Source organism: Pseudomonas sp. PDM14 (assembly GCF_014851905.1).
Lineage (GTDB): Bacteria > Pseudomonadota > Gammaproteobacteria > Pseudomonadales > Pseudomonadaceae > Aquipseudomonas.
In genome coordinates this window covers 1005204-1027688 of record NZ_JACVAQ010000001.1, presented here as the reverse complement: position 1 = coordinate 1027688, position 22485 = coordinate 1005204, and the positions used below count along the sequence as shown (strand labels likewise).

Below are 22485 nucleotides of genomic sequence, written 5' to 3'. Positions count from 1 at the left end.
CACGGCCTCAAAGCACACCCCTTCCCAGAGGCTGTTCACGATGTTGATCCTGCGCGGCGCGCCCGCTCTTTCCGCCTTCCGTCACGGTAAATTGCTCGAGCAACTGACCAGCAAGGTCCCGGCCGTGACGGGTCTGTACGCCGAGTTCGCGCATTTTGCCGATGTGACCGGTGTGCTCACCGCCGACGAAGAGCAAGTCCTGAGCCGCCTGCTGAAGTACGGCCCGAGCGTGCCGGTGCAGGAGCCCAGCGGCCGCCTGTTCCTGACCATCCCGCGTTTCGGCACCATTTCGCCGTGGTCGAGCAAGGCCAGCGACATCGCCCGCAACTGTGGCCTGGCGAAGATCCAGCGCCTGGAGCGCGGCATCGCCTACTACGTCAGCGGTGAGCTGAGCGCCGACGATGCCAGCACCGTCGCGGCGCTGCTGCACGACCGCATGACCCAGCTGGTGCTGGATGCCATGGAGCAGGCAGCCGCTCTGTTCAGCCACGCCGAGCCCAAGCCGCTCAGCGCGGTGGACATCCTCGGCGGCGGTCGCGCCGCGCTGGAGAAGGCCAACGTCGAGCTGGGCCTGGCCCTGGCCGAAGACGAGATCGATTATCTGGTCAGCGCCTTCCAGGGCCTGGGGCGTAACCCGCACGACATCGAACTGATGATGTTCGCCCAGGCCAACTCCGAGCATTGCCGCCACAAGATCTTCAACGCCAGCTGGGACATCGACGGCGAAAGCCAGGAAAAGTCCCTGTTCGGCATGATCAAGAATACCTACCAGATGCACAGCGAGAACGTGCTGTCCGCCTACAAGGACAACGCCTCGGTCATCGTCGGCCACAGCGCCGGGCGTTTCTTCCCGAACCCTGAAACCCGCCAGTACGGCGCGGTGCAGGAACCGGTGCACATCCTGATGAAGGTGGAAACCCACAACCACCCGACCGCTATTTCGCCGTTCTCCGGTGCCTCGACTGGTTCCGGTGGCGAGATTCGCGACGAGGGCGCTACCGGTCGCGGCGCCAAGCCGAAGGCGGGCCTGACCGGTTTCACCGTGTCCAACCTGAACATCCCCGGTTTCGAACAGCCCTGGGAAGTGCCGTACGGCAAGCCCGAGCGCATCGTCACGCCGCTGGACATCATGATCGAAGGCCCGCTGGGCGGCGCCGCGTTCAACAACGAATTCGGTCGTCCGGCCCTGACCGGTTACTTCCGTACCTTCGAGCAGTCGATCAGCACCCCCCACGGCGACGAAGTGCGCGGCTACCACAAGCCGATCATGCTCGCCGGCGGCATGGGCAATATTCGTGAAGACCACGTGCAGAAGGGCGAGATCACCGTCGGCGCCAAGCTGATCGTGCTTGGCGGCCCGGCCATGCTCATCGGTCTGGGCGGCGGCGCCGCGTCTTCGGTGGCCACTGGTGCCAGCTCGGCCGACCTGGACTTTGCCTCGGTGCAGCGCGAGAACCCGGAAATGGAACGCCGCTGCCAGGAGGTCATCGACCGCTGCTGGCAATTGGGCGACGCCAACCCCATCGCCTTCATCCATGACGTCGGCGCCGGTGGCATCTCCAACGCCTTCCCCGAGCTGGTCAACGACGGCGGCCGCGGTGGCCGCTTCGAGCTGCGCAAGGTGCCCAACGACGAGCCGGGCATGGCCCCGCACGAAATCTGGAGCAACGAGTCCCAGGAGCGTTATGTGCTGGCTGTCAGCGCCAAGGATTTCGAGCGCTTCCAGGCCATCTGCGAGCGCGAGCGCTGCCCGTTCGCGGTGGTGGGTGAAGCCACCGAAGAGCCGCAACTGACCGTCACCGACAGCCATTTCGCCAACACCCCTGTGGACATGCCGCTGGAGGTGCTGCTCGGCAAGCCGCCGCGCATGCACCGTTCGGTCACCCGCGAGGCCGAGCTGGGCGACGACTTCGCCGCTGCCAGTGTCGACATCGACGAAGCCGTTACCCGCGTGCTGCGCCACCCGGCCGTGGCCAGCAAGAGCTTCCTGATCACCATCGGCGACCGCACCATCACCGGCCTGGTTGCCCGCGACCAGATGGTCGGCCCGTGGCAGGTGCCGGTGGCCGATGTGGCCGTTACCGCCACCAGCTTCGACGTCTACACCGGTGAAGCCATGGCCATGGGCGAGCGCACGCCACTGGCCCTGCTCGATGCCGCCGCCTCCGGGCGCATGGCAATTGGCGAGACGCTGACCAACATCGCCGCCTCGCGCATCGAGAAGATTTCCGACATCAAACTGTCTGCCAACTGGATGGCCGCCGCCGGCCACCCGGGCGAGGACGCACGCCTGTACGACACCGTGAAAGCGGTCGGCATGGAGCTATGCCCGGCGCTCGGCATCACCATTCCGGTGGGCAAGGACTCGATGTCGATGAAGACCAAGTGGAGCGAGGAGGGCGCAGAGAAGAGCGTGACCTCGCCGCTGTCGCTGATCGTCACCGGCTTCGCTCCGGTTACCGACATCCGCCAGACCCTGACCCCGCAGCTGCGCCTGGACAAGGGCGAGACCGACCTGATCCTGGTCGACCTCGGTCGCGGGCAGAACCGCATGGGCGCCTCGATCCTCGCCCAGGTTTACGGCAAGCTCGGCCAGAGCGCGCCGGACGTCGACGACGCCGAAGACCTCAAGGCCTTCTTCGCCGTGATCCAGGGCCTCAACGCCGACGGTCATCTGCTGGCCTATCACGACCGTTCCGACGGTGGCCTGCTGACCAGCGTGCTGGAAATGGCCTTCGCCGGCCATTGCGGCCTCAACCTGTTCCTCGATGCGCTGGCCGACAGCCGCGACGACCTCGCCGCCGTGCTGTTCAACGAAGAGCTCGGCGCGGTGATCCAGGTTCGCCAGGACGCCACCCCGGATGTGCTGGCGCAGTTCAGTGCCGCCGGCCTCGACGACTGCGTGGCGGTGATTGGCCAGCCGGTCAACGGCAGCGACGTGGCCATCAGCTTCAACGGTGAAGTGGTGTTCGGCGGTCAGCGCCGCCTGCTGCAGCGCCAGTGGGCCGAGACCAGCTATCAGATCCAGCGCATGCGCGACAACGTGCAGTGCGCCGAGCAGGAATTCGACACCATCCTCGACGAGGAAAACCCGGGCCTGTCGATCAAGCTGTCGTTCGACGTCAACCAGGACATCGCCGCGCCCTACATCAAGAAGGGCGTGCGCCCGCAAGTGGCGGTCCTGCGCGAGCAGGGTGTCAACGGCCAGGTGGAAATGGCCGCGGCCTTCGACCGTGCCGGCTTCGCGGCGGTCGACGTGCACATGAGCGACATCCTTGCCGGCCGTGTCAGCCTGGAAGAGTTCAAGGGTCTTGTCGCCTGCGGCGGCTTCTCCTACGGTGACGTGCTCGGCGCCGGTGAAGGCTGGGCCAAGTCGGCGCTGTTCAACAGCCGCGCCCGCGATGCCTTCCAGGCGTTCTTCGAGCGCAAGGACAGTTTCGCCCTCGGCGTGTGCAACGGCTGCCAGATGATGAGCAACCTGCACGAGCTGATCCCCGGCACCGAGTTCTGGCCGCACTTCGTGCGCAACCGCTCGGAGCAGTTCGAGGCGCGCGTGGCGATGGTCCAGGTGCAGGAGTCGGCGTCGATCTTCCTGCGTGGCATGGCCGGCACGCGCATGCCGATCGCCATCGCCCATGGTGAGGGCCATGCCGAGTTCGAAAGCGAGGAGGCGCTGCTGGAGGCCGATCTGTCCGGCACCGTGGCCCTGCGTTTCGTCGACAACAACGGCAAGGTCACCGAAACCTACCCGGCCAACCCCAACGGCTCGCCGCGCGGGATTACCGGTCTGTGCAGCCGCGATGGCCGCGTGACCATCATGATGCCGCACCCGGAGCGGGTGTTCCGCGCCGTGCAGAACTCCTGGCGCCCGGACGAGTGGCAGGAAGACGGCGGCTGGCTGCGCATGTTCCGCAACGCCCGCGTGTGGGTCGACTGATCCGCTGCCGCGCCGTTTCCCGCTCCCGGGACGCGGCGTTGGTGGGGCCTGCCGATGGCCGATGAGGCCCCGCCGATTCTCCCCGAGGTACGCCAGGTCAAGCCTGGCGATACCTTGCTGCTGTGCCGCTGTGGGCGTTCGTCCACGCTTCCCGATTGCCCCGCCGATTGCCCCAGCGGCCTGCGCCTGACGCCTGCGCGCGAACAGCATCTGCTGCTGTGCCGTTGCGGCCTGTCCACACGCATGCCGTATTGCGATGGCAGCCACAATCGCCCGGTAAGCGGCTTGCAGGCACGGATCAGGCGCTTCTTCAGTGGTGAGTAATGCGCGTGCTTATGCGCAACTGCTCTATGCCGTGGCAGGACGATTTGCCCTGGATCGACTCCAATACCGACGTGTGAGCTGTGCCTGATGGCGCTGATAAGGCAAAATGCCAGTATTGCTGGGTCAGGGTGAGCCAGGCGTGGTCATGTTGCGCGGGGAGTGTGATTCCTCGCGTTGCCGATCAGGGGATGGCTCCCGCATTCGTCGCTGCATAGGGGAAAGAATTCGATGTACAAACTGTGTTTCTACGTGCCCGAAAGCCATCTGGATGCGGTGAAAAACGCCGTGTTTGCTGCTGGCGGTGGGCGCATTGGGCGTTATGACAGTTGCTGCTGGCAAACCCTGGGGCAGGGACAGTATCGTCCACTGGAGGGCAGTGAGCCGTTTCTCGGGGTGCATGGCAGGGTGCATGAAATCGCCGAGTGGAAAGTCGAGCTGGTGATCGCCGACGAGTTGTTGCACGACACGGTGAAGGCTATGAAGCGCGCCCACCCCTACGAGACGCCGGCCTTCGAGGTGTGGCGCCTGTCCGACCTGCAGTTCTGATTACGCTGCACATGCAACAGGCCCCGACGCGCCATGGGCGGTCGGGGCCTGTTGGTTTCTGCGTTTTACTTCAGGTGTTTCTTCAGCTCCTCGCCGGCCTGGAGCATGGCCGAGCGGGTACCGGGGATCTGGCTGATCACGTTGAGCAGACCGAAGTCGTGGATCATGCCGTTGTAGCGCACCGCGGTGACCGGCACCCCGGCGGCGTCCAGCTTGCGTGCATAGGCTTCGCCTTCATCACGCAGTACGTCCATCTCGGCGGTCTGCACCAGTGCCGGCGGCAAGCCCTTGAGCTGATCGAGCGAAGCGCGTAGCGGCGAGGCATAGATCTCGGCGCGCTGGCGCGGGTCGGTCGTGTAGCTGTCCCAGAACCACTGCATCATGCTGCGGGTCAGGAAGTGGCCGTCGGCGAACTGCATGTACGAGGCGGTCTCGAAGCTGGCATCGGTCACCGGCCACAGCAGCGCCTGGAAGCGGATCTGCGGTGCGCCCTTGTCCTTGGCCATCAGGCTGACGACCGCGGCCATGTTGCCGCCGACGCTATTGCCGGCCACCGCCAGGCGTTTGCCGTCGACGTCGATTTCCTGGCCATGCTCGGCAACCCAGCGAGTGGCGGCGTAGGCCTGGTTGATCGCGGTGGGGTACTTGGCTTCCGGCGACGGCGTGTAGTTCACGTACACCGCCGCGGCGCCGGAGGTCGCCACCAGATCGCGGATCAGGCGTTCATGGGTGGGGAAGTCGCCGAGCACCCAGCCACCGCCGTGGAAGAACATGAAGACCGGCAGCACACCCTTCGCCCCCGCTGGGCGAACGATGGTCAGGTCGATGGCCTGGCCGTCGACCTGGATGGTCTTGCGGCTGATATCGGCTGCCGGCAGCTGCAGTTTCACCCCGGCCTGGGCACCGACCAGCACGTTACGCGCATCCTTCGGGCTGAGGGTTTCCAGCGGCTGGCCGCCACCGGCGGCAAGGGCGTCGAGGAAGCCCTGGGTGTTGTGTTCGACGCCGGGGCTGCCGGCGGCGAATGCGTTGCTGACGGCCAGGGCGAGCAGGCCGGCAGCGAGTCGTTGGGTGATCTTCATGTGCGGTTCTCCTTTATACACTGGGCTGTCGCAGCCAGGGTTCAGCCCTGGCTGTGGCAGTCATCCGCCTGCTTGAGGTAGGTGATGGCTTCGAGTTGGCCGTCCGAGTTGAGGTAGATCATCTTGGCTTGCACGGGCTGGCAGTGGCCGCTGGCTTGCTCCTGCAGGGAGATCACCTGGGCCACATCCAGTGGCAGACCGTAGCTGTAGGGTTGGGTCGGAACGCCGCCATCCTGGGCGAAGGCGCTGAGAGAGCAGGCGAGGGCCAGCATCGCAATGCCGCTGGCCACGAGTTGACGAATGTTCATGACGGTTCTCCTTCAGCAGTGCCGGTTCAGACCAGCACGAGATTGACGGCGATGTTGCCGCGGGTGGCGTTGGAGTAAGGGCAGACCTGGTGTGCCGCGGCGATCAGCGCTTCGGCGATGGCGCGGTCGATGCCTGGCAGGCTGATGGCGAGTTCCACTTCCAGACCGAAGCCGCCGGGGATCTGGCCAATGCCGACCTTGCCGGTGATCGACGCGTCAGCCGGGAATTTTTGCTTCTGCTGGCTGGCGACGAATTTCAGCGCGCCGATGAAGCAGGCCGAATAGCCAGCGGCGAACAGTTGCTCGGGGTTGGTGGCTTCGCCGCCTTGGCCGCCGAGTTCGCGCGGGGTGGTGAGTTTCACGTCGAGCAAGCCGTCGGAGGAAACGGCACGGCCGTCACGGCCGCCGGTGGCAGTTGCAGTAGCGGTGTAGAGCGCGGTGATGGTTTGCATGGTGGAATCCTCAAGTTGTTCGCTAGCTAAAATTTTGCGCGCTAAATAGTGCGTGAAGCGAAATGTAGTGATGATTTACTTTGTGCGCAAGATAAATTTTTAGACGTATTTATTTGGATGTCTATTCGCTTAGAGAATAAGCGTCTAGAGCGAAGCTTTCAGGGGCGGTGCAGCGCTGGGCGACGGGCGTCGCCCAGCGAAAAAGGGGCTATCAGCTGGCCTGATGCAACTTGGCGCGCAGGGCGACCAGCTCTTCCTTCAGTGCTGCCAGTTGTTCGGGGGTGTGCTCGCTGGTTTGGAGGATGCAGGACGGGAAGCGCCGCGCCTGCTCCTGCAGTGCGCGGCCCTTGTCGGTCAGGCGCAGTTCGACTACGCGCTCGTCGACCGAGCTACGGGTGCGATTGAGCAGGCCATCGGCCTCCAGGCGCTTGAGCAGCGGGGTCAGCGAGCCTGGATCGGTGAGCAGGCGGGTGCTGATCTCGCCCACGGTGATGCCATCGCGTTCCCACAGCACCAGCATCGCCAGGTACTGCGGGTAGGTCAGGCCGATGCTTTGCAGCAGCGGCTTGTAGGTCTTGGTCATCTGCAGCGAGGTGGAATACAGGGCAAAGCACAGCTGGTTGTCCAGCAACAGCGCGTCGCAGGAATCGAAGTCGCTCATGGCGGCGGTCCGGTTGAGTGCGGAGAGTGGAAACAACTTAACGCGCAAGATTAGCGTGCGCAAATTTGCCGGGCGGTGGAATGCAGCGCGGCGCTACAGGAGCGCCGCGGATTCGGAGCAGTGGGATTCACTCAGGGGCGGATTTCGATCAGCGTGCCGTCTTTGACCAGGCTCCAGATTTCGCGCATGTCGGCGTTCTTCATGGCGATGCAGCCTTCGGTCCAGTCGAGGGTGTGGAAGTACCACTCCGGGTATTCGTCATCCAGTGGCGTGCCGTGGATCATGATCATGCCGCCGGGGGATACGCCCTGTTTGCGCGCATTGGCCAGGTCGCGGGCGTTGGGGTAGGAAACGTGCATGGACAGGTTGTACTTGTCGCTGGTCTTGCGCCAGTCGAGCCAGTAGAAGCCTTCCGGCGTACGGCTGTCGCCCTCGCGCAGCTTGGCGCCGTTGGGCTGCTTGCCCAGGGACACGCGATAGGACTTGAGCACTTCGCCGCGGCCCATGAGGTGCAGCTTGCGTTCGGATTTGAGCACCAGCACCTTGTCCACGTTTTTGCCCTGCACTGCCGGGGCCGGGGCGCTGGAGGCGTGACTGAGACTGACGAGGGAGAGGCAGAGTACGGCGAGCAGCCAGCGCATTGCGATGTTCCGAAGGTATTGCTGAGGGCCTGCCGGAGCAGGTCGGTGTTGGGGCGAGAGTCTGCCTATGCCGGCGGGGATGATCAATCCTCGGGAGATTGCCGGTCGAGAAGTTTTGTCGGCGGCTGCGCAGGCGCCTGAAACTTGTCGAGCGGCCCTGGCGTGGCGTGTTCTGATAGGACCCTGCTTCTTGGAGGAACCCGCCCATGGGCGATCTCGAACACCTGCGTGATTTGCTTGTGCAGCCTGGCAGCCACCCGCAGGGGCATGCGCACCTGAGTGCGGCCAGCGCGCTGGTGCGTGTGGGCGGGCAGCTGTATGTCGTGGCGGACGACGAGCTGCACCTTGGCGTGTTCGCTGCCGCCGGGTCGCAGCCGGGGCGTCTTTCGCGTCTGTTCACTGGCGAGCTGCCGCCGACCAAGGCCGAGCGCAAGGCCGCCAAGCCCGATCTGGAGGCGCTGGCCCTGTTACCGCCCGACGAGGGCTTTGCACATGGCGCGTTGCTGGCGCTGGGCTCGGGTTCGACGGGCAAGCGCCAGACCAGTGTGCTGCTGGCGCTGGACGCCCGCGGTGCGCTGCAGGGCGAGCCGCGTCTGATCGATCTCGCGGCGCTCTACCAGCCGCTGCGCGAGCGCTTCGCCGATTTGAATATCGAGGGCGCGTTCCTGCTTGGCGAGCAGTTCGTCCTGCTGCAGCGCGGCAACCAGGGCGATTCGGCGAATGCCGTGGTGCGCTTCGCCTGGTCGGCACTGCGCACCTGGCTGGCTGATCCGGCTGGCCAGGCGCCGACTGCCGAGTCGGTCGAGGTGGTGCAGTTGGGCGAGCTGGGTGGCGTCACGCTGGGTTTCACCGATGGCGCGGCACTGGCGGAGGGGCGCTGGCTGTTCAGTGCCGTGGCGGAGAACACCGCGGACAGCTATCAGGATGGCGCCTGCCTGGGCACGTTGATCGGCCTGGTCGAGGCGGATGGCAGGGTGCGGCGTCTGGCCGAGCTGGACGGTCGCTGGAAGGTCGAGGGTATCGCGCTGGACGAGGCAGGCGACCTGTTGCTGGTCACCGATGCCGACGATCCGGCGACGGCGGCCAGCCTGCTGCGCCTGCGACTGTCATCGTGGCGCGAGGTCGTTCCTGGTCAGTGACACGGCCAGTTCGTCGACCTTGATCGCCCAGTCGGCATCGCGCTTGAGCGATTCGGCGAGGAAGTTGGCCTGGGCCTCGGTCCAGAACGGCGCCTTGGCGATCTTCTCGCCATTGGCCAGTTGATGGTCGCGAATGAACGCGGCGATGTCGTCGTTCTCCGACGGCAGGCCGAGTTGCTCGAACAGGGTGCGCAGGCTGTGGTGGTTGCTGGTGTCCATGACGGTGCTCCTGCCCAGATAGAGTGGCGGTTATGCGCGAGGGCGCAGTGCCGCGAGGCCCTCGTTGCGCACCGGAAACTGCTGCTCGCGACGGTCGGCGAAATAGCATTCCAGAGTACGTCCGACCGTGGGGAAGGCCAGCTCGTTCCAGGGAATTTCCTGTTCGTGGAACAGGCGCACCTCGAGGCTTTCCTCGCCGGCGCAGAAGTCCAGGTCAACCAGCCGGGCCCGGAAGAATACGTACACCTGGCTGATGTGCGGCAGGTCGAAGAGGGTATAGAGGTGCAGATCGCTGACGCGGGCGCAGGCCTCCTCGTCGGTCTCGCGGGCGGCGGCCTGGGCCAGGGTTTCGCCGTTCTCCATGAAGCCCGCCGGTAACGTCCAGTAGCCGCGCCGCGGCTCGATGGCGCGGCGGCAGAGCAGCACCTGCTCGCCCCATACCGGCACGCAGCCGGCGACCACGCGGGGGTTCTGATAGTGCACGGTGGTGCAGTGCACGCAGACGAAACGCAGGCGGTTGTCGCCTTCTGGAATGCGCTGTTCCACGGTGCTGCCGCACAGGCTGCAGAATTTCATGCCGACTCCTCTTTTGTGCGCTCATCTTGGCGTCAGCCTGCGCTGCCGGCAAGCCGCCCGGTCGGTTCGGGGCTTGGGCGTGCGTCGGCTTTCATGCCATCATGCCGGGGACAAGAAGAGACCGAGATCAGCCCATGCTCGACGAGCTGCTGCAGCGCGTGCGCAGCCATACGCCACGCATTCTGGAAGTCGACCAGCGCCACCCGGAAGCGGCCGTGCTGGTGCCGATCACCCGTGGCGACGATCCCGAGCTGGTCCTGACCCTGCGCGCCAGCGGTCTCTCCACCCACGGCGGTGAAGTGGCGTTTCCCGGCGGTCGGCGTGACCCCGAGGACCGCGACCTGATCCACACCGCGCTGCGCGAGGCCGAGGAAGAAGTCGGCCTGCCGCCAGGCCTGGTCGAAGTCGTCGGCCCGCTCAGCCCGCTGGTCTCGCGTTTCGGCATTCGCGTCACGCCATATGTTGGCGTGGTGCCGGATTACGTCGAGTACCGCGCCAACGACGACGAGATCGCCGCGGTATTTTCCGTGCCGCTGCGCTTCTTCTGCGAAGACCCGCGCGAGGTTACGCACCGCATCGACTACGAAGGGCGCAGCTGGTACGTGCCTTGCTATCACTATGAGAACTACAAGATCTGGGGCCTGACGGCGGTGATGATCGTCGAGCTGGTCAACCTGGCATTCGATGCCGGGATCGACCTGGAACGGCCTCCGAAGCCGTCGGTCCAGATCATCCGCCTGTGAGGAACCGTCCATGAAGTACCGCCTTGGCGACGCCCGCGTCGATGCCCATCCCGAAAGCTGGATCGCGCCCACCGCTGCCGTGATCGGCAAGGTGCGCCTGGAGAAAGGCGCCAACGTCTGGTTCGGCGCCGTGCTGCGTGGCGACAACGAACTGATCCACATCGGCGAGAACAGCAACGTCCAGGACGGCACCGTGATGCACACCGACATGGGCTTTCCGCTCACGCTCGGCAAAGGCGTCACTGTCGGCCATAACGTCATGATGCACGGCTGCAGCGTGGGCGATTACAGCCTGATCGGCATCAATGCGGTGATCCTCAACGGTGCCAAGATCGGCAAGAACTGCATCATCGGGGCCAACTCGCTGATCGCCGAAGGCAAGGAAATTCCCGATGGCAGCCTGGTCATGGGCTCGCCCGGCAAGGTGGTGCGCGAACTCACCGAGCAGCAGAAGAAGATGCTTGAGGGCAGCGCCGCCCATTACGTGCACAACGCCCAGCGCTACGCCCGCGACTTGGCCGAGGACGAAGGCTGATGGAGGTCGAGCGCCCGGTGCGATCGCCCTGCGTCAGCGTTTGCGCGCTGGACGATGCGGACATCTGCATCGGTTGCCAGCGCACGGCCGACGAGATCACCCGCTGGGGGCGCATGAGCAACGACGAGCGCCGCAGCGTGCTGCTGCTCTGCGCCGAACGCACCCGGGCCGCCGGCCTGTTCCTGGTGCAGCCGACGTCCTGAGCCGTCCCCCTTTTCCGTATTTCCCTATTTTCGAGGATTCATTCATGCCCCGTATCGGTACTCCACTGTCGCCGACCGCCACCCGTGTCCTGCTCTGTGGCTCCGGCGAGCTGGGCAAGGAAGTGGCCATCGAGCTGCAGCGCCTGGGCTGCGAAGTGATTGCCGTGGACCGCTACGCCAATGCGCCGGCCATGCAGGTGGCGCACCGCAGCCATGTGATCAGCATGCTCGACGGCGCCGCCCTGCGTGCGGTGATCGAGCAGGAGCAGCCGCACTACATCGTGCCGGAAATCGAGGCGATCGCCACCGACACCCTGTTCGAACTGGAGCAGGAAGGTTTCACCGTGATCCCCACCGCGCGCGCCGCGCAGCTGACCATGAACCGTGAGGGCATCCGCCGCCTGGCTGCGGAAGAGTTGGGCCTGCCGACCTCGCCGTACCTGTTCGCCGACACCTTCGAGGCCTACAGCAAGGCGGTGGAAACCGTCGGCTGCCCGTGCGTGGTCAAGCCGATCATGAGCTCCTCCGGCAAGGGCCAGAGCGTGGTCAAGGGAGCCGCGGATCTGCAGGGTGCCTGGGACTACGCCCAGGAAGGCGGGCGCGCCGGCAAGGGCCGGGTGATCGTCGAGGGCTTCATCGATTTCGACTACGAGATCACCCTGCTCACCGTGCGACATGCTGGCGGTACGACCTTCTGCGCACCGATTGGCCATCGCCAGGTCAAGGGTGACTACCACGAATCCTGGCAACCCCAGGCGATGAGCGCCAAGGCCCTGGCCGCCGCCGAGCAGGTCGCCCTGGCGGTGACCGAGGCGCTGGGCGGGCGCGGCCTGTTCGGCGTCGAGCTGTTCGTCAAGGGCGACGAAGTCTGGTTCAGTGAAGTGTCGCCACGCCCGCACGACACTGGCCTGGTCACCCTGATCTCCCAGGACCTGTCGGAATTCGCCCTGCACGCGCGTGCCATCCTCGGCTTGCCGATCCCGCTGATTCGCCAGGTCGGGCCATCGGCGTCGGCGGTGATTCTGGTCGAAGGCGAGTCGCAGCAGGTCAGCTTCGGCAACCTGCAGGCGGCGCTGGCTGAACCGGATACCGCGCTGCGCTTGTTCGGCAAGCCCGAGGTGCAGGGCCAGCGGCGCATGGGCGTGGCCCTGGCACGTGACGAATCGGAAGCCGCGGCCCGGGCCAAGGCGGCACGCTCGGCGGCGGCGGTTCACGTCGAGCTGTAATGCGCCTGCGTGCCCTGCTGTGGTGGTCCGGCTTGCTGCTGGCGCTGCCGGTCGCCTTGCCGCAGGCGTTGTGGGTGCGACGCACGGCGTTGCGGTTGCCGCCGGCTGCGGGCGTCCAGCAGGGGCTGGCAGGAAGCGAGTTTGCCGGTGAGCCGCTGCGCCTGCTACTGATCGGCGAGTCGACCGTGGCGGGTGTCGGTGTGGCGGGGCAGGGCGAGGCTCTGGCTGGTCAGCTCGGTACTGCGCTGGCGCAGCGCCTGCGCCGTCCGGTGGACTGGCGTGCCTGTGGCGAGAATGGCATCACCGCCGCTCAGGCCTGTCAGCGTCTGTTGCCGGCAGCACTTGGCGAGCCGGCGGATCTGGCCTTGCTGGTCTTCGGCGTCAACGACAGCACTGCGCTGAGTTCCCTGGTCACCTGGGATCGCGCACTACGTGAACTCAACCAGGCATTGGTTGCGCGGGGTTGCCGTGTGGCGTTCAGCGGCGTGCCGCCGATGCAGCACTTCACGGTGTTGCCCTGGTTGCTCCGGCGCCTGTTGGGCGCGCGCGCGGCGCTGCTCGATGCCCATCTGCTGCAGCTCAGTGGCGAACTGGCGGCCAGTCATCATCCGCTGCAGGTGCGTCTGGCGGTCGACCATCTCGCGCAGGACGGCTATCACCCATCGGAGCTGGGCTATCAGCTATGGGCGCAGGTGTTGGCGGAGCGTCTCAGCGGGTCGTGCGGCGAAACGGCGCCTGCCACAGGCGCACGCTGATCACCCGGCTTTCGCTGGATTCGAGGATTTCCAGGCGGTAGGGGCCGATTTTCAGGCACACCGGCGCATCGGGTATGGTTTCCAGGGCTTCGGTGATCAGGCCGTTGAGGGTCTTCGGCCCGTCGCTCGGCAGGCGCCAGCCGAGGCTCTTGTTGATCTCGCGGATGTTCGCCGTGCCTTCGATGATCTGCGTGCCGTCGGCCTGTGGATGGATCTCCGGGTTGCGGGCGCCGTCTTCGTGGCTGAAGTCGCCGATGATCTCGTCGAGCAGGTCTTCCAGGGTGATGATGCCGAGCACGTCGCCGTACTCGTCGACCACCAGGCCGAGGCGGCGTTTTTCCTTCTGGAAGTTGATCAGCTGCGTCGCCAGCGGCGTGCCCTCGGGCACGAAGTAGGGGGGCTGGCAGCACTCGAGCAGGCTGTCGCGGGTCAGTCCGCCCTGGGTCAGCAGGCTGGCCAGGCGGCGCATGTGCACGACACCGGCAACCTGGTTGATGTCGTCGTCATGGAACACCGGCAAGCGGGTGTGCGTGGAGGTGCGCAGCTGTTCGGCGATCTGCGCCAGGTCGTCGTCGAGGTTGATGCCGACGACCTCGCTGCGCGGGATCATGATGTCGTCGACCGTGACCTTTTCCAGTTCCAGCAGCTCCAGCAGGGTGTGCTGGCGCTGCTGCCGCGCTTCCTGCGGGGACAGGGTGCGCGACACCTGGCGGCGTTCGGGCTGGGTGGAGGGCTTGCTGCGTGTGCCGATGCGCCGGAACAGCGGGCGATCGCGCAGTAGCCAGCCGATGGCGGCGATCAGCGCCGCAATCCCGAGCCACAGTCCGTAGGAGTGAAGATTCACGCGGGCCTACTCTTCTCGCCTTAGACGTGCAGGATGAATTCGCGGACCAGCTTGCTGCCGAAGTAGGCCAGCATCAGCAGGAGGAAACCGGCCAGGGTCCAGCGAATTGCCTTGTGTCCGCGCCAGCCGAGCTGATGACGGCCCCATAGCAGCACCGCGAACACCAGCCAGGCGAAGCAGGACAGGATGGTCTTGTGCGCCAGGTGCTGGGCGAACAGGTTGTCGAGGAACAGCCAGCCGGACAGAAGCGATAGCGACAGCAAGGCCCAGCCGGCCCAGAGGAAGCCGAACAGCAGGCTTTCCATGGTCTGCAGCGGCGGGAAATTGCGGATCAGCCCGGACGGGTGCTTGTGCTTGAGCTGGTGGTCCTGCAGCAGCAGCAGCAGGGACTGGAACACGGCCATGGTCAGCAAGCCGTAGGCCAGGATCGACAGCAGGATGTGGGCGAGGATGCCCGGCTCTTCGTCGATCGGGTTTAGCGTGCCGGATGGTAGAAACTGCGCCAGCAGAACGGTCAGGCCGCCCAGCGGCAGCAGGACCAGCAGCAGGTTCTCCACCGGGATGCGCAGGCAGGCGAGCAGGGTCAGCAGGATCACCGCGTAGGCGATCAGGCTGGCCGCGTTGAAAAAGTCGAGAGTCAGGCCGGGCGTTGCATGCAGCTGCATGAACAGGCTGCCGCCGTGGAAGAACAGGGCGATCACCACCAACGACGCGAGCAGTGGGCGGTTCGGGCGTTCGTGGCGGGCCAGACGCAGGCCTTGGTAGGTAGTGGCGCCGGCATAGAGTGCAGCGGCGACCAGGCTGGGCAGCAGAGGGTGCATAAATCCTTGTAAGGGCCGGTCCCGAAAGGTCGTGAGTGTGGCATATAAGAAGCGTTCCACGAAAGACCGCTGGCGGTGTCAGGCGCGAGGACACTTGGTTATACTCCGCGCCTTGCCGCAAGCCCCCGCTGAAAGGAACGCGCATGTTCGAAAACCTAACCGATCGCCTGTCACAGACGCTTCGCCATGTCACCGGCAAAGCCAAGCTGACCGAGGACAACATCAAGGACACCCTGCGTGAAGTGCGCATGGCCCTGCTCGAGGCCGACGTCGCGTTGCCGGTGGTCAAGGATTTCGTCAACAAGGTCAAGGACCGCGCGGTTGGTACCGAAGTCTCGAAGAGCCTGACGCCAGGCCAGGCGTTCGTGAAGATCGTTCGTGCCGAACTCGAAGAGCTGATGGGGGCGGCCAACGAAGACCTCAACCTGGCGGCCACGCCACCCGCCGTGGTGCTGATGGCCGGCCTGCAGGGAGCGGGTAAGACCACCACCGCGGGCAAGTTGGCGCGCTTTCTCAAAGAGCGCAAGAAAAAAACCGTAATGCTGGTCTCCGCCGACGTCTATCGCCCGGCCGCGATCAAGCAGCTGGAGACCCTGGCGGGTGACATCGGCGTCACCTTCTTCCCGTCCGACACCAGCCAGAAGCCGGTTGCCATCGCCCAGGCGGCGATTGCCGAAGCGCGGCTGAAGTTCATCGACGTGGTCATCGTCGACACCGCCGGCCGCCTGGCCATCGATGCCGAGATGATGGCCGAGATCCAGGCCGTGCACGCGGCGATCAATCCAGTGGAAACCCTGTTCGTGGTCGATGCCATGACCGGTCAGGACGCCGCCAACACCGCCAAGGCCTTCGGTGAGGCGCTGCCGCTGACCGGCGTGGTGCTGACCAAGGTTGACGGCGACGCCCGTGGGGGTGCCGCGCTGTCGGTGCGGCAGATCACCGGCAAGCCGATCAAGTTCCTCGGCATGGGCGAGAAGAGCGATGCGCTCGAGCCCTTCCATCCGGACCGTATCGCCTCGCGCATCCTCGGCATGGGGGACGTGCTCAGCCTGATCGAGCAGGCCGAGCAGACCCTCGATCGCGAGAAGGCCGAGAAGCTCACCAAGAAGCTGAAGAAGGGCAAGGGCTTCGACCTCGAAGACTTCCGTGACCAGCTGCAACAGATGAAGAACATGGGTGGTCTGGGCGGCCTGATGGACAAGCTGCCGTCCATTGGTGGCGTCAACCTGTCGCAAATGAGCGGTGCCCAGGGCGCTGCGGAGAAACAGTTCAAGCAGATGGACGCGATCATCTGCTCGATGACCCCGGCCGAGCGTCGCGATCCGGAGCTCATCAGCGGCTCGCGCAAGCGGCGCATCGCACTCGGCTCCGGCACCCAGGTGCAGGATGTCGGGCGGCTGATCAAACAGCACAAGCAGATGCAGAAGATGATGAAGAAATTCACCGCCAAGGGTGGCATGGCCAAGATGATGCGTGGCCTTGGCGGGATGATGCCGGGCGGTGGCATGCCGAAAATGTGAGGCGTGGCCTCCGGTTTTCGCAACCCTCCACCAAGGCCGTGAAGAGCCGGTGCCCATGGCGTATGGGCTGCAGGCGTGATCGACCGGTGGCACCAAAAAGAAATTTGCAAACGGCCGCATAATCCTTAGAATATGCGGCCTTTCGGGCCCTAGGCCCTCAAAGTGTGCCTTTTAGATTTGCAAGCACCGACTACAGGAACGATGTTCACATGGTAACCATCCGTCTTGCCCGTGGCGGCTCCAAGAAGCGCCCCTTCTACCACCTGACCGTGACCAACAGCCGCAATGCGCGCGATGGTCGTTTCGTCGAGCGTATCGGTTTCTTCAACCCGATCGCCAGCGGTGCGGAAGTGAAGCTTTCTGTTAACCAGGAGCGCGCTACCTATTGGCTGAGCCAAGGCGCCCAGCCGTCTGAGCGCGTTGCTCAGCTGCTCAAGGAAGCTGCCAAGGCTGCTGCCTGAGCAATATGACCACGTCGCCGACCGCCGAGGACCTCATCGTTCTCGGCAAGATCACTTCGGTGCACGGCATACGTGGCGAGGTGAAGATTTATTCCTTCACCGATCCGATTGACAACCTGCTCGACTACCGCCGCTGGACACTCCAGCGCGATGGTGAGGTCAAGCAGGTTGAGCTGGTCAGCGGACGCTTGCAAGGCAAGGTTCTGGTGGCGAAGCTCAAGGGCCTCGATGACCGCGAAGTCGCACGTACTTTCGCGGGTTTCGACATTTGTGTGCCCCGTGAGCAGCTGCCGGACCTGGCCGAAGACGAGTTCTACTGGTACCAGCTGGCAGGTCTCAAGGTCATCGATCAGCTCGGGCAACTGCTCGGCACGATCGACCACCTGTTCGAGACCGGTGCCAACGATGTCATGGTGGTCAAGCCCTGCGCAGGCAGCCTTGATGACCGCGAGCGTCTGCTGCCGTACACGGCGCAGTGCGTGCTCAAGGTGGATCTGGCGGCCGGCGAAATGCAGGTCGACTGGGACGCCGATTTCTGAGCTGTCAGGCTCTTGTGCGAGCGAGTGCCATGCGCGTTGAAGTCATCAGCATCTTCCCGGAGATGTTTGCCTCCATCAGTCAGTACGGCATTACCAGTCGTGCGGTGAAGCAGGGTCTGTTGCAGTTGAACTGTCACTACCTGCGCGATTTCACCGACGACCGTCACCAGACAGTGGACGACCGACCTTTTGGTGGCGGCCCCGGCATGGTGATGAAGATCAAGCCTCTGGAAGGCGCCCTGGCTGCGGCCAAGGCATCCGCCGGAGAGAAGGCGAAGGTGATCTACCTGTCGCCGCAAGGCCGCCAGCTGAACCAGCCGGCAGTGCGTGAGCTGGCTGTCGAAGAGGGTTTGATTCTCATCGCCGGTCGCTACGAAGGTGTCGACGAGCGCTTCATCGAAGAGCATGTCGATGAGGAATGGTCGATTGGTGACTATGTTCTCTCCGGTGGCGAGCTGCCGGCGATGGTCCTGATCGATGCGGTCACCCGCTTGTTGCCCGGTGCATTGGGCCATGCAGATTCGGCCGAGGAGGACTCGTTCAGCGATGGCCTGCTCGACTGTCCGCACTACACCCGCCCGGAGGTGTATGCGGGAAAACGTGTTCCTAACGTGTTGCTTAGCGGCAACCACGAACACATCCGGCGCTGGCGTTTGCAACAGTCCCTTGGTCGGACCTGGGAACGCCGCGCTGATCTTCTGGATAGCCGCTCGCTTTCTGGAGAAGAAAAAAAGCTGCTGGAGGAATACATCCGCCAGCGGGACGATAGTTAACGTATCGATGACAAGCCGTGGCTTGTCTTAGGAGCACAGCATGACCAACAAAATCATTCAGCAGCTCGAAGCTGAGCAGATGACCAAAGAGATCCCGACCTTTGCCCCGGGCGACACCATCGTCGTTCAGGTGAAAGTGAAGGAAGGCGACCGTTCCCGTCTGCAGGCTTTCGAGGGCGTCGTTATCGCCAAGCGCAACCGTGGTCTGAACAGTGCATTCACTGTTCGCAAGATCTCCAACGGTGTTGGCGTAGAGCGTACTTTCCAGACCTACAGCCCGCTGGTCGACAGCCTGGCCGTCAAGCGTCGCGGTGACGTGCGCAAAGCCAAGCTGTACTACCTCCGCGACCTGTCCGGCAAGGCAGCACGCATCAAGGAAAAACTGTCCTGATCGGACGGTTTTCCCTGTCGAAAAAAGCAGCCCTAGGGCTGCTTTTTTCTTGCCCGCATTTTTTCGTTTCTGCATGAACGCCGCGTAGAACAATTACAACCCCGCAGCACAGGCAGCCACCAAGTCGTCAGGTAGTTGTGGCATGACCCCCAGAGAGCAAGAAATTCAGCGGCGTACCGAGCTGTCGGAAACCCGTGTGACCAAGGCGGTCTTCCCGCCGACCACCAACCACCACAACACCCTGTTCGGCGGCACTGCGCTGGCCTGGATGGATGAGGTGTCGTTCATCGCCGCCACGCGCTTCTGCCGCCTGCCGCTGGTGACTGTGTCGTCCGACCGGATCGACTTCAAGCATGCGATCCCCGCGGGCTCCATCGTCGAGCTGGTCGGGCGGGTGATCAAGGTCGGCAACACCAGCCTCAAGGTCGAGGTGAACATCTTCGTCGAGAGCATGTACAGCGATGGTCGCGAGAAGGCGGTCAGCGGGGTGTTCAGCTTCGTCGCCATCGGCGAGGACAAGAAGCCGATGCCGGTGCTGCGTGATGACTTTGCCGCGGAGGCTGTTAACCCGCTCTGATAGGCGTTGCGGGTGCTGGTCGTCGGGCGGGTGCTGTGGAAGACTTGGCCTCCCCCGACGCGAAGCCGACCATGCCTGTTCTCGACCACCCGCTGATTGATCGTTTCCTCGACGCCCTGTGGCTGGAGAAGGGGTTGTCGGCGCATACCCGCGACGCCTACCGCAGTGATCTCGGGCTGTTCAACGAGTGGCTGCAGGCGCGTGGTCTGCAGCTGCCGAGTGCCGGTCGCGAGATCATCCTCGATCACCTGGCCTGGCGCATGGAGCAGGGCTACAAGGCCCGCTCCACGGCGCGCTTTCTCTCCGGCGTGCGCGGCTTCTATCGCTATCTGCTGCGCGAGGGACTGCTGAGCGAGGACCCGACGCTGCAGGTCGACCTGCCGCAGTTGGGGCGACCACTGCCGAAATCGCTGTCGGAGGCGGATGTCGAGGCGCTGCTTGCCGCGCCGGAGCTGGACGATCCGATCGGCCTGCGTGACCGCGCGATGCTCGAGGTGCTCTACGCCTGCGGCCTGCGGGTGACCGAATTGATCTCCCTGACCCTGGAGCAGGTCAATCTGCGTCAGGGTGTGCTGCGCGTATTCGGCAAGGGCAGCAAGGAGCGGCTGGTGCCGATGGGCGAGGAGGCGATCGTCTGGGTTGAGCGCTACGTTCGCGAGGCCCGGCCCTTCCTGCTCGATGGCAAGCCCAGCGATGTGCTGTTCCCCTCGCTGCGTGGCGAACAGATGACCCGGCAGACCTTCTGGCACCGCATCAAGCACCAGGCCAGGGTTGCCGGGATCGGCAAATCCCTGTCCCCGCACACCCTGCGCCATGCCTTCGCCACCCACTTGCTCAACCATGGTGCGGACCTGCGCGTGGTGCAGATGCTGCTGGGTCACAGCGACCTGTCGACCACGCAGATCTACACCCATATCGCACGTGCGCGCCTGCAGGATCTGCACGCGCAGCATCACCCGCGCGGCTGAGGCGCTTTTCGTCCCCTAGTCGCGGCCGCCCGGCGTCTGCGGTCGGCGCTGCAGGGCTGTTGTGATAGGCTTGGCCGACTGTTGATAGGAGTAGTCCATGCCCGCTTTCCGCTACCTCGTTGGTGCCGTTTTCAGCCTTGCCGCTGCCGTCTCCCAGGCCGCCGATCCTGATCAGGCAATTCGTGCGACCTTGAGCAAACTGCAACCGGATCTGCCTATCGAGGCCATCGCCGAAAGCCCGATGACCGGCCTGTTTCAGGTTCACCTCACCGGAGGCCGACTGATCTACGCCAGCGGCGACGGTCAGTACCTGCTGCAGGGCAATCTGTATCAGTTCAAGGATGGCAATGCGGTCAACCTGACCGAGAAGGCCGCCAGCAAAGGCATCGCCAAGCTGATCGACGCGATCCCCCAATCCGAGATGGTGGTCTTCGCGCCCAAGCAGCCGAAAACCTACATCACCGTATTCACCGATACCGATTGCGGCTACTGCCAGAAACTGCACAGCGAAGTCCCCGAGCTGAATCGCCTGGGTGTCGAGGTTCGCTATGTGGCGTTCCCGCGCCAGGGTGAGGGCTCGCATGGCTACAACGGCTTGGTCAGCGTGTGGTGTGCCAAGGACCGTCAGCAGGCGATGAACAAGGCCAAGTCGCGCGAAGAGCTGCCGCCTGGCAAGTGCGACAACCCGGTGATGAAGCAGTACGAAATTGGCCAGATGGTTGGCGTGAATGGCACCCCGGCAATCGTTCTGGCCAACGGTCAGTTGATTCCCGGTTATCAGCCCGCGCCGCAACTGGCCAAGATTGCCCTGGAAGCCAAGTAAGCCGGGCAGCGCGGTCGATTGACTAATAGGGAGCCGCTTCGTAATGTGCGGCTCTTTTGTACGGCCGGGCTCGCCCGGCCGTTTTCGCAGTGAAGATGGGGAGTTCAGCGTGAAGCCGGTAAAAGTAGGCATCTGTGGCCTTGGGACCGTCGGTGGCGGCACCTTCAACGTACTCAAACGCAACGCCGAGGAGATTGCCCGCCGTGCCGGGCGCGGAATCGAAGTTGCGCAGATTGCCGCTCGCCGCCCCAATCCGAAATGCGATACCGGTGAAACCCCCATTACCGCCGACATTTTCGACGTCGCGACCAACCCGGAAATCGACGTGGTCATCGAGCTGATCGGTGGCTACACCCTGGCGCACGAGCTGGTGCTCAAGGCCATCGAGAACGGCAAGCACGTGGTCACCGCCAACAAGGCGCTGATCGCCGTGCACGGCAACGAAATCTTCGCCAAGGCCCGCGAGAAGGGGGTCATCGTCGCCTTCGAAGCCGCCGTGGCCGGTGGCATTCCGGTGATCAAGGCGATCCGCGAAGGCCTGGCCGCCAACCGCATCAACTGGCTGGCCGGCATCATCAACGGCACCGGCAACTTCATCCTCACCGAGATGCGCGAGAAAGGCCGTGCCTTCTCCGATGTGCTGAAAGAGGCTCAGGCGCTGGGCTACGCCGAAGCCGACCCGACCTTCGACGTCGAAGGCATCGACGCCGCGCACAAGTTGACCATCCTTGCCTCCATCGCTTTCGGCATTCCGCTGCAGTTCGACAAGGCCTACACCGAGGGCATCAGCCAGCTGACCAGCGCCGACGTCAATTACGCCGAAGCCCTGGGCTACCGCATCAAGCACCTCGGCGTGGCCCGTCGCACCGAGGCCGGCATCGAGCTGCGCGTTCACCCGACGCTGATCCCGGCCGATCGCCTGATCGCCAACGTCAACGGCGTGATGAACGCGGTGATGGTCAATGGCGATGCCGCCGGTAGCACCCTGTTCTACGGCGCTGGCGCCGGTATGGAGCCGACGGCTTCGTCCGTGGTCGCCGATCTGGTCGACGTGGTGCGTGCCCTGACCACCGACCCGACCAATCGCGTACCGCACCTGGCGTTCCAGCCGGACGCTCTGAGCGACCATCCGATCCTGTCTATCGGCGAGTGCGAGAGCGCCTACTACCTGCGCATCCAGGCCAAGGATCACCCGGGCGTGCTGGCCCAGGTGGCGAGCATCCTCTCGGCGCGCGGCATCAACATCGAATCGATCATGCAGAAAGAAGCCGAAGAGCACGACGGCCTGGTACCGATGATCCTGGTTACCCATCGCGTCCAGGAGGCCCGCGTCAACGATGCCATCGCCGCGCTGGAAGCGCTGAACGATATCGTCGGCAGCGTAGTGCGTATCCGCGTCGAGCAACTGAGCTGAGGTAAAG

General features: G+C 64.5%; 26 protein-coding genes and 1 pseudogene. 18 read left to right on the top strand and 9 right to left on the bottom strand.

The window, feature by feature from the left end:
• Positions 1-40: 40 nt before the first annotated feature.
• The 3 genes from purL to IB229_RS04875 all read left to right on the top strand — a co-directional run bounded on the left by purL (position 41) and on the right by IB229_RS04875 (position 4807).
• On the top strand, positions 41-3937 hold the full coding sequence (gene purL / locus IB229_RS04885; RefSeq protein WP_192325521.1) for a phosphoribosylformylglycinamidine synthase: 3897 nt from the start codon (positions 41-43) through the stop codon (positions 3935-3937).
• A gap of 54 nt (positions 3938-3991) precedes the next feature.
• Positions 3992-4261, top strand: a complete 270-nt coding sequence (locus tag IB229_RS04880; RefSeq protein WP_192325519.1) for a CDGSH iron-sulfur domain-containing protein — start codon at positions 3992-3994, stop codon at positions 4259-4261.
• A gap of 228 nt (positions 4262-4489) precedes the next feature.
• The gene (locus IB229_RS04875) at positions 4490-4807 is read left to right on the top strand and encodes a YqfO family protein (protein ID WP_192325517.1); all 318 of its coding nucleotides are present in this window, start codon (positions 4490-4492) and stop codon (positions 4805-4807) included.
• Between the two features lie 65 nt (positions 4808-4872).
• Here the strand turns inward: IB229_RS04875 and IB229_RS04870 are convergent, their stop codons facing one another.
• From IB229_RS04870 to IB229_RS04850, 5 genes are all read right to left on the bottom strand, one after another.
• Positions 4873-5889: an alpha/beta hydrolase gene (locus tag IB229_RS04870; RefSeq protein ID WP_192325515.1), complete on the bottom strand. Its 1017-nt coding sequence runs from the start codon at positions 5887-5889 to the stop codon at positions 4873-4875.
• Positions 5890-5930: 41 nt separating this feature from the next.
• Positions 5931-6197, bottom strand: coding sequence for a DUF2790 domain-containing protein (locus IB229_RS04865; protein ID WP_192325513.1), 267 nt, complete (start codon positions 6195-6197; stop codon positions 5931-5933).
• A 26-nt stretch (positions 6198-6223) separates the two neighbouring features.
• Entirely contained in the window at positions 6224-6649 is a 426-nt protein-coding gene (locus IB229_RS04860; protein ID WP_192325511.1) for an organic hydroperoxide resistance protein, read from the bottom strand.
• Positions 6650-6860: 211 nt separating this feature from the next.
• On the bottom strand, positions 6861-7310 hold the full coding sequence (locus tag IB229_RS04855; RefSeq protein WP_192325509.1) for a MarR family winged helix-turn-helix transcriptional regulator: 450 nt from the start codon (positions 7308-7310) through the stop codon (positions 6861-6863).
• A gap of 131 nt (positions 7311-7441) precedes the next feature.
• A complete protein-coding gene (locus IB229_RS04850; protein WP_192325507.1) occupies positions 7442-7951 on the bottom strand; it encodes a L,D-transpeptidase family protein in 510 nt (169 codons plus the stop codon).
• Between the two features lie 206 nt (positions 7952-8157).
• On the opposite strand from IB229_RS04850, the gene IB229_RS04845 reads away from it, so the two are divergent.
• Positions 8158-9090, top strand: a complete 933-nt coding sequence (locus IB229_RS04845) for a DUF6929 family protein (protein ID WP_192325505.1) — start codon at positions 8158-8160, stop codon at positions 9088-9090.
• Here the strand turns inward: IB229_RS04845 and IB229_RS04840 are convergent.
• Together IB229_RS04840 and IB229_RS04835 are read right to left on the bottom strand one after the other, a co-directional pair.
• Positions 9058-9309, bottom strand: coding sequence for a DUF2789 family protein (locus tag IB229_RS04840; protein WP_192325503.1), 252 nt, complete (start codon positions 9307-9309; stop codon positions 9058-9060). The genes IB229_RS04845 and IB229_RS04840 overlap by 33 nt on opposite strands.
• Positions 9310-9339: 30 nt before the next feature.
• Positions 9340-9885, bottom strand: coding sequence for an NUDIX hydrolase (locus IB229_RS04835; RefSeq protein ID WP_192325502.1), 546 nt, complete (start codon positions 9883-9885; stop codon positions 9340-9342).
• A 134-nt stretch (positions 9886-10019) separates the two neighbouring features.
• Here IB229_RS04835 and IB229_RS04830 point away from each other — a divergent pair, with 134 nt between their 5' ends.
• The 5 genes from IB229_RS04830 to IB229_RS04810 are packed head-to-tail and all read left to right on the top strand — an operon-like array spanning position 10020 to position 13347.
• Positions 10020-10628, top strand: a complete 609-nt coding sequence (locus IB229_RS04830) for a CoA pyrophosphatase (RefSeq protein ID WP_192325500.1) — start codon at positions 10020-10022, stop codon at positions 10626-10628.
• 10 nt (positions 10629-10638) lie between these two features.
• Positions 10639-11163 carry a gamma carbonic anhydrase family protein gene (locus IB229_RS04825; protein WP_192325498.1) on the top strand — a complete coding sequence of 175 codons (525 nt, stop codon included), beginning with the start codon at positions 10639-10641 and terminating at the stop codon, positions 11161-11163.
• Positions 11163-11366 (top strand): DUF1289 domain-containing protein, encoded by a 204-nt coding sequence (locus IB229_RS04820; RefSeq protein WP_192325496.1) that lies wholly within the window; start codon positions 11163-11165, stop codon positions 11364-11366. Before IB229_RS04825 ends, IB229_RS04820 begins: the two co-directional genes overlap by 1 nt.
• 44 nt (positions 11367-11410) lie before the next feature.
• Entirely contained in the window at positions 11411-12592 is a 1182-nt protein-coding gene (gene purT / locus IB229_RS04815; protein ID WP_192325494.1) for a formate-dependent phosphoribosylglycinamide formyltransferase, read from the top strand.
• A complete protein-coding gene (locus IB229_RS04810; RefSeq protein WP_192325492.1) occupies positions 12592-13347 on the top strand; it encodes an SGNH/GDSL hydrolase family protein in 756 nt (251 codons plus the stop codon). The genes purT and IB229_RS04810 overlap by 1 nt, the downstream gene beginning before the upstream one ends.
• On the opposite strand, the pseudogene IB229_RS04805 reads toward IB229_RS04810, so the two are convergent.
• Both IB229_RS04805 and IB229_RS04800 read right to left on the bottom strand, forming a co-directional pair.
• Positions 13301-14065 (bottom strand): annotated as a pseudogene (locus IB229_RS04805) (CBS domain-containing protein); the annotation flags it as partial. The gene IB229_RS04810 and the pseudogene IB229_RS04805 sit on opposite strands and share 47 nt — an antisense overlap.
• Positions 14066-14211: 146 nt before the next feature.
• Entirely contained in the window at positions 14212-15012 is an 801-nt protein-coding gene (locus IB229_RS04800; protein ID WP_192325490.1) for an inner membrane protein YpjD, read from the bottom strand.
• Between the two features lie 143 nt (positions 15013-15155).
• Between IB229_RS04800 and ffh the strand changes: the two genes are divergently transcribed.
• From ffh to IB229_RS04755, 9 genes are all read left to right on the top strand, one after another.
• Positions 15156-16532: a signal recognition particle protein gene (gene ffh / locus IB229_RS04795; protein WP_192325487.1), complete on the top strand. Its 1377-nt coding sequence runs from the start codon at positions 15156-15158 to the stop codon at positions 16530-16532.
• Positions 16533-16741: 209 nt separating this feature from the next.
• Complete coding sequence (rpsP, locus tag IB229_RS04790) at positions 16742-16993, top strand: 30S ribosomal protein S16 (protein ID WP_009403592.1); 252 nt, start codon at positions 16742-16744, stop codon at positions 16991-16993.
• Between the two features lie 5 nt (positions 16994-16998).
• Entirely contained in the window at positions 16999-17532 is a 534-nt protein-coding gene (rimM, locus tag IB229_RS04785) for a ribosome maturation factor RimM (protein WP_192325485.1), read from the top strand.
• Between the two features lie 29 nt (positions 17533-17561).
• Positions 17562-18305, top strand: coding sequence for a tRNA (guanosine(37)-N1)-methyltransferase TrmD (trmD, locus tag IB229_RS04780; RefSeq protein ID WP_192325483.1), 744 nt, complete (start codon positions 17562-17564; stop codon positions 18303-18305).
• Between the two features lie 40 nt (positions 18306-18345).
• Positions 18346-18696, top strand: coding sequence for a 50S ribosomal protein L19 (gene rplS, locus IB229_RS04775; RefSeq protein ID WP_192325481.1), 351 nt, complete (start codon positions 18346-18348; stop codon positions 18694-18696).
• A gap of 142 nt (positions 18697-18838) precedes the next feature.
• Positions 18839-19273 (top strand): acyl-CoA thioesterase, encoded by a 435-nt coding sequence (locus tag IB229_RS04770; RefSeq protein ID WP_192325479.1) that lies wholly within the window; start codon positions 18839-18841, stop codon positions 19271-19273.
• Between the two features lie 71 nt (positions 19274-19344).
• Positions 19345-20241, top strand: coding sequence for a site-specific tyrosine recombinase XerD (gene xerD, locus IB229_RS04765; protein WP_192325477.1), 897 nt, complete (start codon positions 19345-19347; stop codon positions 20239-20241).
• 97 nt (positions 20242-20338) lie between these two features.
• Positions 20339-21064: a thioredoxin fold domain-containing protein gene (locus IB229_RS04760; RefSeq protein WP_192325475.1), complete on the top strand. Its 726-nt coding sequence runs from the start codon at positions 20339-20341 to the stop codon at positions 21062-21064.
• 109 nt (positions 21065-21173) lie between these two features.
• Positions 21174-22478, top strand: coding sequence for a homoserine dehydrogenase (locus tag IB229_RS04755; RefSeq protein ID WP_192325473.1), 1305 nt, complete (start codon positions 21174-21176; stop codon positions 22476-22478).
• Positions 22479-22485: the final 7 nt, after the last annotated feature.